This is a genomic window from Microbacterium phycohabitans, from assembly GCF_032464935.1.
Lineage (GTDB): Bacteria > Actinomycetota > Actinomycetes > Actinomycetales > Microbacteriaceae > Microbacterium > Microbacterium phycohabitans.
The window spans coordinates 200925-214077 of the sequence record NZ_JAWDIT010000005.1; the positions used below are offsets into that span (position 1 = coordinate 200925).

Sequence of the window (13153 nt, forward strand, 5' to 3'; positions counted from 1 at the left end):
GGCGCAGCGCGGCCTCGACCCGGAAGGGCCCGGATGCGGTGGCATCCGGGCCCGGGACGACTCAGCGCGCGCCGAGCAGGTGCTCGGTCGCGAGCTGCTGCAGACGGACGAAGCCGAAGCCCTTGCCGCCGAGGTACACGTCGGTGTCGAAGTCCTCGTAGGCCGAGCGGTCGGCGAGGAGGTCGTCGTACGACTCGCCCTCGTTGAGCGTCGGCTGGGCGAGCTCGGCGACCTTCGCGGCCTCCAGGGCCTCCTGCACCTCGGGGTCGGCGCGGAAGGCCGCGGCGCGCTCCTTGAGCAGCAGGTAGGTGTTCATGTTGGCCGAGACCGAGTCCCAGACGCCCGACTCGTCCTCGGTGCGCGAGGGCTTGTAGTCGAAGTGGCGCGGACCGTCGTAGGCGGGGACCCCGCCGGGGCCGCCGTTCTCGAGCAGGTCGACGAGGGCGAAGGCGTTGTGCAGGTCGCCGTGACCGAAGACGAGGTCCTGGTCGTACTTGATGCCGCGCTGGCCGTTGAGGTCGATGTGGAAGAGCTTGCCGTGGTACAGCGCCTGGGCGATGCCCGCGGCGAAGTTCAGCCCGGCCATCTGCTCGTGGCCCACCTCGGGGTTCAGGCCCACGAGTTCGGGGCGCTCGAGCGAGTCGATGAACGCGATCGCGTGACCGAGGGTCGGCAGCAGGATGTCGCCGCGGGGCTCGTTGGGCTTGGGCTCGATCGCGAAGCGGATGTCGTAGCCCTTGTCGGTGACGTAGTCGCCGAGGAGGTTGACGGCCTCGCGGTAGCGCTCGAGCGCCTGACGGACGTCCTTCGCGGAGTCGTACTCGGCACCCTCGCGTCCACCCCACATGACGAACGTCTGCGCGCCGAGCTCGGCGGCGAGGTCGAGGTTGCGCAGCACCTTGCGCAGCGCGAAGCGACGCACCTGACGGTCGTTCGAGGTGAACCCGCCGTCCTTGAAGACGGGGGCCGAGAAGAGGTTCGTGGTCACCATCGGCGTGACGATGCCGGTGTCCTTCATCGCGCCCTTGAGGCGGTCGATCTGCGTCTGGCGCTCGGCGTCGGTCGAGCCGAAGGCGAAGAGGTCGTCGTCGTGGAAGGTCAGGCCGTAGGCACCGAGCTCGGCGAGCTTCTCGACGACGTGCACGACGTCGAGGGGCTCGCGCGTCGGGCCGCCGAAGGGGTCGGTGCCGTTGTAGCCGACGGTCCAGAGTCCGAACGAGAACTTGTCATCGCGGGTGGGGGTGGGCATTCCTGCTCCTTCGCATGAAAACGCACGAGTGCGCAGTGACGCACGGCGGGTTTGTTGGTTCTCACAACATATACCCCGGATGCCGCGGCGTCCAGACCCTCGGGACGGGCATTCTGGCATATAATCGTCTATATAGCGAAGGGAGTCCTCATGGCCCTCACCAGCGTCGACCTCGATCCGCGCCTCATCGAACGCGCTCGCATCCTCACCGGAGAGCCGTCCAACCGCGCGGTTCTCGACCTCGCCCTTCGCCGGCTCATCGCGTCCAAGCAGAAAGACGCGATGATCGCCGGGATCGCGGGACTCACCGATCTCGAAGAGCACCTCGATTCACCCGTGGTGGCCCCGACGTCGTGACCGACTACCTCGTCGACAACTCCGTCTGGGCGCGGTTGGCCTCAGGGGATCCCATCATCCGGACGCGGCTCGAACGGATCGCCCGGTCTCCCTCCGACCTCTTCGTCACGTGCCCTCCCCAGGTGCTGGAGTTCTGTCACAGCGCCCGCTCCGCCGAGGAGCACGCGCACTACCTCGAGCAGATCTCGCTGGGCTTCCCCCTCGAACGGGCACCCGACGAGTCCCTCGCCGTCGGCATCCAGTCCGCCCTCTGGCGAGCCGGTCTCGTTCGAGCGGCGGGCGCGGTCGACATTCTCATCGCGGCCTACGCGATCGCGAACGATGCCACGATCCTCAGCGCAGACCACGACTTCGACCACATCGCCGCCGTGACCGACCTCGCTCACGAGTACGTCGCGCCGACGCCCTGACCCGGCCTCGTCAGAGTCCGAGCGCGTCGTCCACGACGGCGAACACCGCGGGGTCCCACGTCAGCGCGCGCTCCCACGGCAGCCCGAACGCCTCAGCGAAGAAGATGCTGTGCACGTGGTCGGCGAACGAGTGACGCTCGACGTCGGGCAGCACCGCGGAGGGCACCTCGTCGGCGCGACCGCTGGTCATCGACACGAGGCCGTCGTGCGGCCACAGCTGCACCGGCGCGGTCGCCGCGGCGAAGTATCCGGCGCCGATCGCGGTCACCGGGATGCCGTCGAGCACCCCCGCCTGGGCGTCGTTCCACTCGCGCAGGAACCGGCGCGACACCTCGTCCGCCGCCCCCTGGGAGTTCGCGTCGGCGTACGGGCGCGCCTCGGCGAAGATCTGCAGCGTGGCGGGGTCGCCGTGCGCGTCGACCTCCGAGATCTCGTCGTCGAGCAGGTCGCCCAGCACCGAGCCGTCCCACGGGGTGCCGAGGGTCACGAGGCGATCGATGCGCGGACCCGCGCCGCCGAGCTCGCGGATCGCGGCGCGCGAGAACAACCCGCCCATCGAGTGGCCGACGAGGGCGACGCTCCCGACGCCCTCCTCAGCGGCGAGCCGTCGTAGGAACCCGGCGAGCGCGACCCCGGCGTCGTCGACGCGGCCGACGGCGTTGATCGTCACCTCAGCCGGCAGCACGACGGGGACGTCGGCGAAGCCCTGCCACCCGGCATCCTCCCGCACCTCTCCCGGGCCGATGCGGGCGGGGGCGGTGAAGACCCGGATGCCGCGATCGAGCAGGTGCGCGCGCAGGGCCGTCATCGTGTTGCCCGCCGCGAGGCCCGACGCGGCCGCGCGCTCGGGATCGGTGAACGGGGTCACGGCGGCTCCCCCGGAGACGAGGACGACGGCGTCAGCCATGGCGGCTCCTTCACAGGTCGGGTCCCGGTCAGGATAGGGCAGGCCGCGCAGCTCGTCCCGCCCCGGCAGTGTGTCCAGCACCCGCCGCGTCACCCCCGATCACCCCGGCGAGTGTCCAGGACACACCGCACCGGACGCCCGCGCGACGGCGTGTCCTGGACACTCGACGGGAGAGGGCCCGACGCGCGCGGCGGCGAGGGCGCGCGGCGGCAGACGCCAGGCGCCGCGGCACCGCGGCGGGCGGACGCCAGGCGCTGCGGCGAGCGGCGAGCGTCAGGCCACCGCGGCCCGGCGCCGTGCGTCAGCGCGGGAGGGCGTCCTCGATCGCGGCGACGACCTCGGGCGCGTCGGGGAGCGTGCGCGGGCTGAAACGCGTCACCTTGCCGTCGGGGGCCACGACGAACTTCTCGAAGTTCCACGAGATGCGACCGGTCTTGCCGTCGGCATCCGGGGTCGTCGTGAGCTCCTTGTAGAGCGGGTGGGCGCTGCGCCCGTTGATCTTGACCTTCTCCGACATCGGGAAGGTCACGCCCCACGTCGCGGAGCAGTACTCGGCGATCTTGTCCTCGTCGCTGAGCTCCTGCAGGAACTGGTTGCTCGGGAAGCCGATCACGGTGAACCCGCGGTCGGCGTACTTCTTGTGCAACGCCTCGAGGGCCTCGTACTGGGGCGCGAGGCCGCAGCGCGACGCGACGTTGACCACGAGCGCCGCCTTGCCGGCGGTCAGCTCGCCGAAGGTGGTCTCTTCGCCGCGGATGGTGGTGATGGGGATGCCGGAGAGGTCCATGATCCGATCCTGGCACCGCCCGCTTTGCCCGGGGTGGGAATCGTCGACTCCCCGAGCTGCATGGCATCGGTGGTCCGGGCGCGCCGGGAAGCGTCGGATGCCGCGGCGGGGGCGGCCGACGCGTGGCACAGTGGTCGGATGGTCACCGAGGGCACCCGCGGCGACGGCATGCGCCGCGCCAACCTGTCGCTCGTGCTGCGCACGGTGCACCGGGACGGCCCGCGCTCGCGCGCCGCGCTCACCGAGGCCACGGGCCTGAACCGGTCGACGATCGCCGACCTCGTGGGCGAACTGCAGCGATCGGGCCTCGTCGTCGAACGCGCCTCCGACGCGCAGGGCCGCGTCGGTCGCCCCTCCCCCATCGTCGCGCCCGATCCGCGCGTGGTCGCGATCGCGGTGAACCCCGAGGTCGACGCCCTCGACGTCGCGGCGGTCGGCCTTGACGGCGCGATCGTCGTGCGCGAGCGCATCGAGCAGCGCACGCTCCTGACCCCCGAGCGCACGGCCGCGATCGTCGCCGAGCGTCTCGCCGCCTGGACCGAGGGGCCTCTCGCCGAGCACCGCGTCGTCGGCTCGGGGGTCGCCGTGCCCGGTCCCGTCCGCGCCTCCGACGGCGTCGTGCGCGAAGCGCCGCACCTCGGATGGACCGAAGCGCGTATCGGGGCGATGCTGCAGGATGCCACGGGCGCTCCGGTCCACGTCGGCAACGACGCTGCCCTCGGCGCCCTGGCCGAGTACCTCTTCGGCGCCGCGCGCGGCTCGCACGACGTGGTCTACCTCAACGGCGGCGCGAGCGGCATCGGCGGGGCCGTGATCGTGGGCGGGGCTCTGCTCGGCGGCGCCGGCGGCTACGCGGGCGAGTTCGGGCAGAACCGTCCCGGCATCGTCGACCCGGGCGACCGGCGGGCCGACGACGGCGTGCTCGAAGACGAGGTCAGCCGTGCGCTCCTCCTCGAGGCCGTCGGGCTCGAGGCGGGCGACGACCGGGCGCTCGCTCACGCCCTCACCGCGAGCGAAGACCCCGCGGTGCGCGCCGAAACCGACCGGCAACGCCGCATCCTCGCCACCGCGCTCGCGAACGCGGCGAACGTCATGAACCCCGCCGTGATCGTGCTCGGCGGGTTCCTGGCGATCCTCGCCGACCTCGATCTGCCGGGCCTGGACGCCGCCGTCCGCGCGCAGACGATGCCCGCGTGCGCCGAAGACCTGCGCCTGGCCGCCGCCGAACTCGGCGAGAAGCGCCTGCTCGTCGGTGCCGCGGAGGCGGTGTTCGAGGCCGCCCTGTTCCCCGCCCGCTGAGCGGACGGGGCCCCGGGGGCCCGGCATCCGACGTTTTCGAAAACCGGAAGCGGCCGGCGATGTCGGCGGCGCGGTGCAGGATGGGACCGACGCGAGGAGAACCATGACCGCCACACGACCCTCCGGATCGACCTGGTCGGGCAACCACCGCTACCGGGCCGCCGAGGTGCTCCTGCCCGCCGACGCCGACGAGCTCGCCGAGGTCGTGACGTCGCACGCGCGCGTGCGCGTGCAGGCCACCCGGCACACGTTCAACGACGTGGCCGATTCCGACGACGTCCTCGTCTCCCTCGAGCGGATGCCGACGCGTATCGACGTCGGCGGCGACCGCGTGCGCGTCGAGGGCCTCGTGACCTTCGCCCAGCTCGCCCCGGTGATCGAGGCCGAGGGGCGGGCCCTGCACAACCTCGGCTCCCTCCCCCACATCTCCGTCGCCGGCGCCGCTGCGACGGGCACGCACGGCTCGGGGCTGCGCAACGGCAACCTCTCCAGCGCCGTCGAGGCGCTGGAGATCCTGGATGCCGACGGCCGCACGCACCGCGTCGACCGCGACCACGCGTGGTTTCCGGCCGCCGCTCTCGGGATCGGCGCCTTCGGCGTGGTCACGGCCGTCGAGCTGCGCACCGAGCCCACCTACACCGTCACCCAGCAGGCCTACACCGGCGTCTCGTGGGACGACATCGTCGGCGACTGCGACCGGGTCTTCGGCTCATCGCGCAGCGTGAGCGTCTTCACGACGTGGGGCGATCCGGCGCACGACCTCGTGTGGGCCAAGAGCGACACCGGGGAACCGACCTGGGTCGAGGAGCTCGGCGGACGCCCGGTCGGCGATGACATCCACCTCGGCCGCATCCGCACGGTCGACAACACCACCCCGCGCGGCACCCCGGGTCCGTGGCACACGCGGCTGCCGCACTTCCGCGCCGACGCGCTGCCGAGCGACGGCGACGAGATCCAGTCGGAGTACTTCGTGCCCTTCGCCTCGGCTCGCGAGGCCCTCGCGGCGGTGCGGGCGATCGCCCCGGGCTTCCACGACCAGCTGCTCGTCACCGAACTGCGCACGGTCGCCGCCGACGGGCTGTGGCTGAGCCCGGCCTTCGAGCGCGACGTCCTGGCCATCCACTTCACCTGGCGCAACGACACCGACGGCGTGCTCTCGGCGTTGCCGGGCATCGAGGCGGCGCTCGCCCCGTTCGACGCGCGGCCGCACTGGGGCAAGGCGTTCACGATGCCGGGTGAGCGCATCCTCGAGTCGTTGCCCCGCGCGAACGAATTCGACGCGATCGCTCGCGAGGCGGACCCGCGCGGCGTCTTCCGCAATCCGTTCCTGCAGCGAGTGTTCGGGGGCTGATCGGGACCGGTGGCTTCGACAGGCTCAGCCACCTCTCGCGCGGTCGGGATCGGGAGCCGAACTCCTGCGTCCACCCGGTCCCTGAGTCCACCCGGTCCCTGAGCCCACCCAGGTCCCTGAGCCTGTCGAAGGGACCGGGACCCGCGCGGCGCGCAGCTCACCGCGAGGCGGCGCCGCCCACCGCGGCGCCGCCTCACGGCATCCGGATCAGCGGCTGGAGTAGCCGCCGTCGATCGGGAGCGAGACGCCGGAGATCATGCCGGCGCCGTCACTGAGGAGGAAGACGATCGGGGCGGCGATGTCGTCTTCGGTCGCCCATTTGTGCAGGGGCATCGCCTCGAGGAAGGGGCCCTCGATGTCGGGCCGACCCCAATACCAGGCCGACATCGGCGTCATGACGACCGTGGGGTTCACGCTGTTGACCCGGATGCCGTAGCCCCCGAGCTCGAGGGCGGAGACGCGCGTGATGTTGTCGAGGGCCGCCTTCGACGAGCCGTACGAGATGTGTCCGGTGAGGGCGACGAGGCTCGCCTGGCTCGAGACGTTGACGATCGCGCCCCCCTTGCCGACGCGGATCATCTCGCGTGAGGCGTATTTGGTGACCAGCAGCGACCCGCGGGCGTTGATGCTCATGACCTTGTCGAACACGTCGATGTCGGTCTCCATGGGCGTGGCGATCTCGCCGCCCCAGCCGCCGCAGTTGACGACGCCGTAGAGGTCGCGTCCCTCGATCACGGAGCGGATCTCGTCCTCGGATTCGAGGTCGAAGACGACGGGCTCGGCGCCGGTCTCCTCGGCGATGGCGGCGACGCTGTCGGCGGTGCGTCCGGCGGCGCGCACGGTCGCTCCGGCGGCGACGAGGTGGCGCACGGTCGCCCCGCCGATACCGCCACCGGCGCCGGTGACGAGGATGGTGCGGTCGGTGAATTCGGTCATGGGAGGGCTCTTTCGCGGGTCCTGAGGGCGGGGACGACGTCGGTGTCGTCGCGGCCCATGATAACCACAGAATCACGCGGATGACTTCGGTGTCATGACGAATTGGTCACGGGTGTTGACACCGGTGTCACGCTGGGCTTACCGTAACCATCGTTCGACCGGTGGACAGCCCCACCGGACCGCTTCATCGACGCAGCACTCCGACGTGCGGCGTCCCCGGAAGGACCACACCGCCGTGACCCGCACCTCGCAGAACGCCGCGCCGCTCACCGCCGCGACCGCGCACCTCGACGACCTCGTCGACCGTGCCCGGCAGCTCGCGGCGTCGGGCGAGCGCCGCGTACTGGGGATCACCGGCACTCCGGGAGCGGGCAAGTCCACCGTCAGCGACGCACTGCTCGCCGCCCTCGCCTCCGACGCGGTGCTCGTGGGCATGGACGGGTTCCACCTGGCCAACGAAGAGCTCGTCCGCCTGGGTCGCCGCGACCGCAAGGGTGCGCCCGACACCTTCGACGTCGACGGCTACGTCGACCTGCTCGATCGCATCCGCGCCGGGCACGCGGTCTACGCGCCGCGCTTCGACCGGAGCCTGGAGGAGTCCATCGGTTCCGCGGTGCACGTTCCCGCCGACGTCCCCCTCGTCATCACCGAGGGCAACTACCTGCTGCACGACGAGCAGGGGTGGGATGCCGTGGCATCCCGTCTCGACGAGGTCTGGTTCCTCGACGTCGAACCGCACGCCCGCCGCGAGCGCCTGATCGCCCGTCGGCTCTCCCACGGCCACCCGTACGACGAGGCCGAGGCCTGGGTCCGCGAGGTCGACGAGCGCAACGCCGCCGTCGTCGAAGGCGGTCGGCACCGCGCCGATCTCGTCGTCATCATCTCCGAGGCCCCCGCCGGGGGTCTCGGCCACCACGAAGGAGCTTCCTCATGAGCACCACCACGGCTGTGCCCGTGCTGCAGGCGCGAGGTCTGTCACGCCAGTTCGGATCCGTCCGCGCCCTCAACAACGTCGACTTCGAGGTCTACCCCGGAGAGGTCACGGCCCTCATCGGCGACAACGGCGCCGGCAAGTCCACCCTCGTGAAGGCCCTCTCGGGCAACCTCGCGGTCGACGAGGGCGAAATCCGCTTCGACGGCAAGCCGATCGACATGTCGAACCCCCAGGTCGCGTCGTCGCTCGGCATCGAGACGGTCTACCAGGACCTCGCCCTCGCCCCGCACCTCGACCCGGTGCAGAACATGTACCTCGGTCGCGAGATCCGCCGCCCGGGACTGGCGGGGGCGCTCGGGTTCATGAAGACCAAGGACATGGCGACGGCCTCTCGCGAAGCCTTCGACGAGCTGGGCGCCACGGTGCGCAGCCTCACCTCCCCCGTCGGCGAGATGTCGGGCGGTCAACGGCAGGCGATCGCGATCGCCCGCGCCGTGCACTGGGCCAGCCGTGTCGTGTTCCTCGACGAGCCCACCGCCGCCCTCGGCGTGCGCCAGACGAAGAACGTCCTCGAGACGATCCGCCGCGTGCGCGACAAGGGCATCGCCGTGGTCTTCATCTCCCACTCGATGCCGCACGTCATCGACGTCTCTGACCGCATCCAGGTGCTGCGCCTGGGAACCCGCGTCGCGAACATCCAGGCCGCGGACACCTCCATGGAAGAACTCGTCGGACTCATGACCGGCGCCGTCACGAAGGACGACCAGAAGTGAGCACCACGACCCCTCCCACCGAGACCGTCGCGATCGGCACCTTCGACGACAACCAGAAGGTGAACCCGGTCCGTCGGATCCTCCGCACGCAGGCCTTCCAGATCCTCCTCGTGCTCCTGGCGATCATCATCGTCTTCAGCATCCTCGCGCCCGACTCGTTCGCGCAGTGGACCAACTTCCGCCTCATCATCCAGAACGCCTCGATCCTCGCCGTCCTCGCGGTCGGGATGACGTACGTCATCATCACCGCCGGCATCGACCTGTCCGTCGGCTCGGTGCTGGTGTTCTCGGGGGTCGTCGCGGCCCTCGTCATGCGGGCGATGGGCGGGGAGGGCTGGGGCGTCGCGATCGTCGGCATCCTGGTCGCGATCCTGAGCGGCGTCTGCTGGGGGCTGCTGAACGGCTTCCTCATCGCCAAGGCGAAGATCCCGCCGCTCATCGTCACGCTCGGCTCGCTCGGCATGGCACTGGGCCTCGCACAGATCCTCACCGGCGGCGTCGACATCCGCGACGTGCCCACCGTGCTGACCGTCTCCATCGGCTACGGCAACGTCTTCGGCAGCGTCCCGATCATCAGCGTCATCGCCCTCGTGGTCGTCGTGATCGGCGCGATCGTGCTGCACTACACGCGCTTCGGCCTGTACACGCTGGCCGTCGGCTCGAGCGAGATCGCCGCCCGCCGGGTCGGCGTCAAGGTCGACGCGCAGCTGATCAAGATCTACACGATCTCGGGCGCCCTGGCCGGGCTCGGCGGCATCCTCTCGCTCTCGCAGTTCTCCACGACCGCGATCGCCGGACAGTCGCAGACGAACCTCAACGTCATCGCGGCCGTCGTGATCGGCGGCACCTCGCTCTTCGGCGGCGTCGGCACGATCATGGGCACCGTCGTGGGCCTGTTCATCCCCGCCGTGCTGCAGAACGGCTTCGTCATCACCGGCGTGCAGCCCTTCTGGCAGCAGGTCGCCGTCGGCGCGGTCCTCATCACCGCGGTGTACGTCGACCAGGTGCGCCGCACCGCAGCCACGCGCGGCAACTCGCAGGGCCTCTGGCGCAAGTTCCTCAGCGGAGGTCGGCGCGGCTGAGCCGCGGCGGCATCCCGTCCCCATCACAACCCCACACCCCGACCCAAGAAACGGTGATCACAATGAAGTGGAACAAGAAGGCGACCGCCCTGACGGTCTTCGGCATGGCGGCGACCCTGACCCTGGCGGGCTGCTCCGGCGGCACGGCCTCGGGCGGCGCCTCGGCCGGCTCGGACGGCTACAAGATCGCGTTCGTGCAGGGCGTCGCCGGAGATGAGTTCTACATCTCCATGCAGTGCGGCATCCAGGACGAAGCCGCGAAGGAGGGCGCGACGGTCACGACCCAGGGCCCGGAGAAGTTCGACCCGACGTTGCAGAAGCCGATCGTCGACGCCGTCGTCGCCTCCCAGCCCGACGCGCTGCTCATCGCCCCGACCGACGTCTCCGCCATGCAGGCGCCGATCGCCGCCGCCGAAGCCGCCGGCATCAAGGTCGTCCTCGTCGACACCACCCTGGAAGACCCCTCCGGAGCGGTGTCGCAGATCTCCTCCGACAACGAAGGCGGCGGAGCGGCCGCGTTCGAGGCCATCCAGAAGGCCAACCCCAACGGCGGCAAGGTGCTCGTCGTCTCCACCGACCCCGGCGTCTCCACCACCGACGCGCGCGCCCAGGGCTTCGAGGACGCCGTCGCCAAGGACAGCAAGTTCGAATCCGTCGGGGTGCAGTACTCGCACAACGAGCCCTCCACCGCCGCCGAGATCGTCACGGCCGCCTTGCAGAAGGACCCCGACATCGTCGGCATCTTCGCCGCCAACCTCTTCGCCGCCGAAGGCTCGGCCACCGGCGTGCAGCAGGCCGGCAAGCAGGGCCAGGTCACCATCGTCGGCTTCGACGCCGGCCCCGCCCAGGTGAAGGCGTTGCAGGCCGGCACGGTGCAGGCGCTCGTCGCGCAGGAGCCCGCCAGCATCGGCTCCGACGGCGTGAAGCAGGCCATCGCGGCGCTGAAGGGTGAGGCCACGGAAGCCAAGATCCAGACCGGCTTCACCATCCTCACCAAGGACAACATCGACGGCGACGGCAAGGACGCGGTCTACAAGTCCAGCTGCTGATGCACCCCGGATGCCGGGACCCTCGCGTGACGCCAGGGTCCCGGCATCCCTCCCGCCCGAAGGCTTCGACAAGCCCAGCCACCGGGCTCGCGCCAACGCAAGGTCCCTGAGCCTGTCGAAGGAACCGGGAGACACCCTCCCGCCCGGAGGCTTCGACAAACCCAGCCACCGGGCTCGCGCCAACGCAGGTCCCTGAGCCTGTCGAAGGGACCGGGACACACCCTCCCACCCGAAGGCTTCGACAAGCCCAGCCACCGGGCTCGCTCGACCGCAGGTCCCTGAGCCTGTCGAAGGGACCGGGACCCGCCCCTTCCGCCACCCCGCGCGAACTGCCGACGAACGTCGCCGCGGGAAGCGACAGAACCTGGCGACTCACGCGCCCCGACCCCCACCCCACGGAGCCCCGCATGACCGAACTCACCGCCGCTGCCCTCCCCTCCCTCGCGGCGAACGTGTCCGTGCCGACCTACGACCGCGCGACCGTGCGGGCGCGGATCGTGCACTTCGGTGTCGGCGGCTTCCACCGCGCGCACGAAGCCATGTACCTCGACCGTCTGCTCGAGGCGGGCCACGACGAGTGGGCACTGTGCGGGGTCGGCGTCCTGTCGTTCGACGCGGCCATGCGCGACGCCCTCTCCGCCCAGGACGACCTCTACACGCTCGTCATCACCGCCCCCGACGGCACCTCGACGGCCCGCGTGGTCGGCTCGATCGTCGAGTACCTCTTCGTCCCCGACGACCCCGAGGCGGTCATCGCGAAGCTCGCCCACCCCGACACCGCGATCGTCTCGCTCACCATCACCGAGGGCGGTTACGGCATCGACGACGCCACCGGCGCCTACGCTCCGCGCGACGAGGCCACCCTCGCCGACCTCGAGGGCTCCGACTCCCCCCGCAGCGTCATGGGCCTGCTGACCGAGGGCCTGCGTCGGCGGCGGGATGCCGGCATCCCGGCGTTCACGGTCATGTCGTGCGACAACATCCAGGGCAACGGCCACGTCGCCCGCGCCGCCCTCCTGGGCTTCGCGGAGCGCCGCGATGCGGAGCTGGCCGCCTGGATCGCCGAGAACGCGACGTTCCCGAACTCGATGGTCGACCGCATCACGCCGGTCACCACGGATGAGACCCGAGCCGCGGTCGCCGAGGAGTTCGGCATCCGGGACCGCTGGCCCGTGCGCAGCGAGTCGTTCGCGCAGTGGGTGCTCGAAGACGATTTCGCCTGCGGCCGCCCGCCCTTCGACGAGGTCGGCGTGCAGTTGGTCGGCGACGTCGAGCCCTACGAGCTCATGAAACTGCGCCTGCTCAACGCGTCGCACCAGGCGATGAGCTACCTCGGCATCCTCTCGGGCGCCCATTACGTGCACGAGGTGTGCACCGACCCGCTGTTCATCGACTTCCTGCAGGGGTACATGCACGACGAGGCGATCCCGACGCTGCGTCCGGTGCCCGGAATCGACCTCGACGCGTACTGCGACGAGCTCATCGCGCGGTTCGGCAGCGAGGCGATCCGTGACACGCTCGCGCGTCAGGTCGTCGACGGGTCCGATCGACTGCCGAAGTTCCTCCTGCCCGTCGTGCGCGAACAGCTCGCCTCGGGCGGCCGCATCGACCACGCGGCGCTGGTGCTGGCCGGCTGGAGCGTGTTCCTCGAGGGGCGCACCGAGACCGGCGAGCAGACGCCGGCCGTCGACAGCCGCCTCGACGAGCTGCGGGCGATCGTCGCCGATGACCCGGCGTCGCTGCTCGACTACACGCCGGTGTTCGGCGACCTCGGGCAGGATGCCCGCCTGCGAGAGGCCTACCTCGCCGCCCGCGCGGCGCTGGCCGAGCGCGGGGCGCGCGGGGCGATCGCGGGCGTCATCGGCGCCTGAACGCCGGCCCTGTCAGGGGGCCCGGTCCCTTCGACAGGCTCAGGGACCTTCGACGACGCAGCGACCACCCCGCGAACCCAGGTGGCTGAGCCCGTCGAAGCCACCGGCACCCGCGCGATCTCCGGTCCCTTCGACAGGCTCAGGGGCC

General features: G+C 71.0%; 13 protein-coding genes. 9 read left to right on the forward strand and 4 right to left on the reverse strand.

Annotated features, from left to right (window positions below; all coding sequences use genetic code 11):
* Positions 1–61: 61 nt before the first annotated feature.
* The gene (gene xylA / locus RWH44_RS14475; RefSeq protein WP_298874087.1) at positions 62–1249 is read right to left on the reverse strand and encodes a xylose isomerase; all 1188 of its coding nucleotides are present in this window, start codon (positions 1247–1249) and stop codon (positions 62–64) included.
* Between the two features lie 150 nt (positions 1250–1399).
* Here xylA and RWH44_RS14480 point away from each other — a divergent pair, with 150 nt between their 5' ends.
* Together RWH44_RS14480 and RWH44_RS14485 are read left to right on the forward strand one after the other, a co-directional pair.
* Positions 1400–1606 carry a type II toxin-antitoxin system VapB family antitoxin gene (locus tag RWH44_RS14480; RefSeq protein WP_316005118.1) on the forward strand — a complete coding sequence of 69 codons (207 nt, stop codon included), beginning with the start codon at positions 1400–1402 and terminating at the stop codon, positions 1604–1606.
* The gene (locus RWH44_RS14485; RefSeq protein ID WP_316005119.1) at positions 1603–2016 is read left to right on the forward strand and encodes a PIN domain-containing protein; all 414 of its coding nucleotides are present in this window, start codon (positions 1603–1605) and stop codon (positions 2014–2016) included. The genes RWH44_RS14480 and RWH44_RS14485 overlap by 4 nt, the downstream gene beginning before the upstream one ends.
* 10 nt (positions 2017–2026) lie before the next feature.
* Here RWH44_RS14485 and RWH44_RS14490 read toward each other — a convergent pair whose 3' ends face one another.
* Together RWH44_RS14490 and RWH44_RS14495 are read right to left on the reverse strand one after the other, a co-directional pair.
* Positions 2027–2923 (reverse strand): lipase family alpha/beta hydrolase, encoded by an 897-nt coding sequence (locus tag RWH44_RS14490; protein WP_316005120.1) that lies wholly within the window; start codon positions 2921–2923, stop codon positions 2027–2029.
* 301 nt (positions 2924–3224) lie between these two features.
* Positions 3225–3710, reverse strand: coding sequence for a glutathione peroxidase (locus tag RWH44_RS14495; protein ID WP_316005121.1), 486 nt, complete (start codon positions 3708–3710; stop codon positions 3225–3227).
* Positions 3711–3848: 138 nt separating this feature from the next.
* Here RWH44_RS14495 and RWH44_RS14500 point away from each other — a divergent pair, with 138 nt between their 5' ends.
* Together RWH44_RS14500 and RWH44_RS14505 are read left to right on the forward strand one after the other, a co-directional pair.
* On the forward strand, positions 3849–5009 hold the full coding sequence (locus RWH44_RS14500) for an ROK family transcriptional regulator (RefSeq protein ID WP_316005171.1): 1161 nt from the start codon (positions 3849–3851) through the stop codon (positions 5007–5009).
* Between the two features lie 103 nt (positions 5010–5112).
* The gene (locus RWH44_RS14505) at positions 5113–6360 is read left to right on the forward strand and encodes a D-arabinono-1,4-lactone oxidase (RefSeq protein WP_316005122.1); all 1248 of its coding nucleotides are present in this window, start codon (positions 5113–5115) and stop codon (positions 6358–6360) included.
* A gap of 207 nt (positions 6361–6567) precedes the next feature.
* Here RWH44_RS14505 and RWH44_RS14510 read toward each other — a convergent pair whose 3' ends face one another.
* Positions 6568–7296, reverse strand: coding sequence for an SDR family oxidoreductase (locus RWH44_RS14510; protein ID WP_316005123.1), 729 nt, complete (start codon positions 7294–7296; stop codon positions 6568–6570).
* A 235-nt stretch (positions 7297–7531) separates the two neighbouring features.
* Between RWH44_RS14510 and RWH44_RS14515 the strand changes: the two genes are divergently transcribed.
* The 5 genes from RWH44_RS14515 to RWH44_RS14535 all read left to right on the forward strand — a co-directional run bounded on the left by RWH44_RS14515 (position 7532) and on the right by RWH44_RS14535 (position 13005).
* Complete coding sequence (locus tag RWH44_RS14515; RefSeq protein WP_316005124.1) at positions 7532–8230, forward strand: nucleoside/nucleotide kinase family protein; 699 nt, start codon at positions 7532–7534, stop codon at positions 8228–8230.
* The gene (locus RWH44_RS14520) at positions 8227–9003 is read left to right on the forward strand and encodes an ATP-binding cassette domain-containing protein (RefSeq protein ID WP_316005125.1); all 777 of its coding nucleotides are present in this window, start codon (positions 8227–8229) and stop codon (positions 9001–9003) included. Before RWH44_RS14515 ends, RWH44_RS14520 begins: the two co-directional genes overlap by 4 nt.
* Positions 9000–10085, forward strand: coding sequence for an ABC transporter permease (locus RWH44_RS14525; protein ID WP_298874104.1), 1086 nt, complete (start codon positions 9000–9002; stop codon positions 10083–10085). Before RWH44_RS14520 ends, RWH44_RS14525 begins: the two co-directional genes overlap by 4 nt.
* 62 nt (positions 10086–10147) lie before the next feature.
* Positions 10148–11134: an ABC transporter substrate-binding protein gene (locus RWH44_RS14530; protein ID WP_316005172.1), complete on the forward strand. Its 987-nt coding sequence runs from the start codon at positions 10148–10150 to the stop codon at positions 11132–11134.
* A 407-nt stretch (positions 11135–11541) separates the two neighbouring features.
* Positions 11542–13005, forward strand: coding sequence for a mannitol dehydrogenase family protein (locus RWH44_RS14535; RefSeq protein WP_316005126.1), 1464 nt, complete (start codon positions 11542–11544; stop codon positions 13003–13005).
* Positions 13006–13153: the final 148 nt, after the last annotated feature.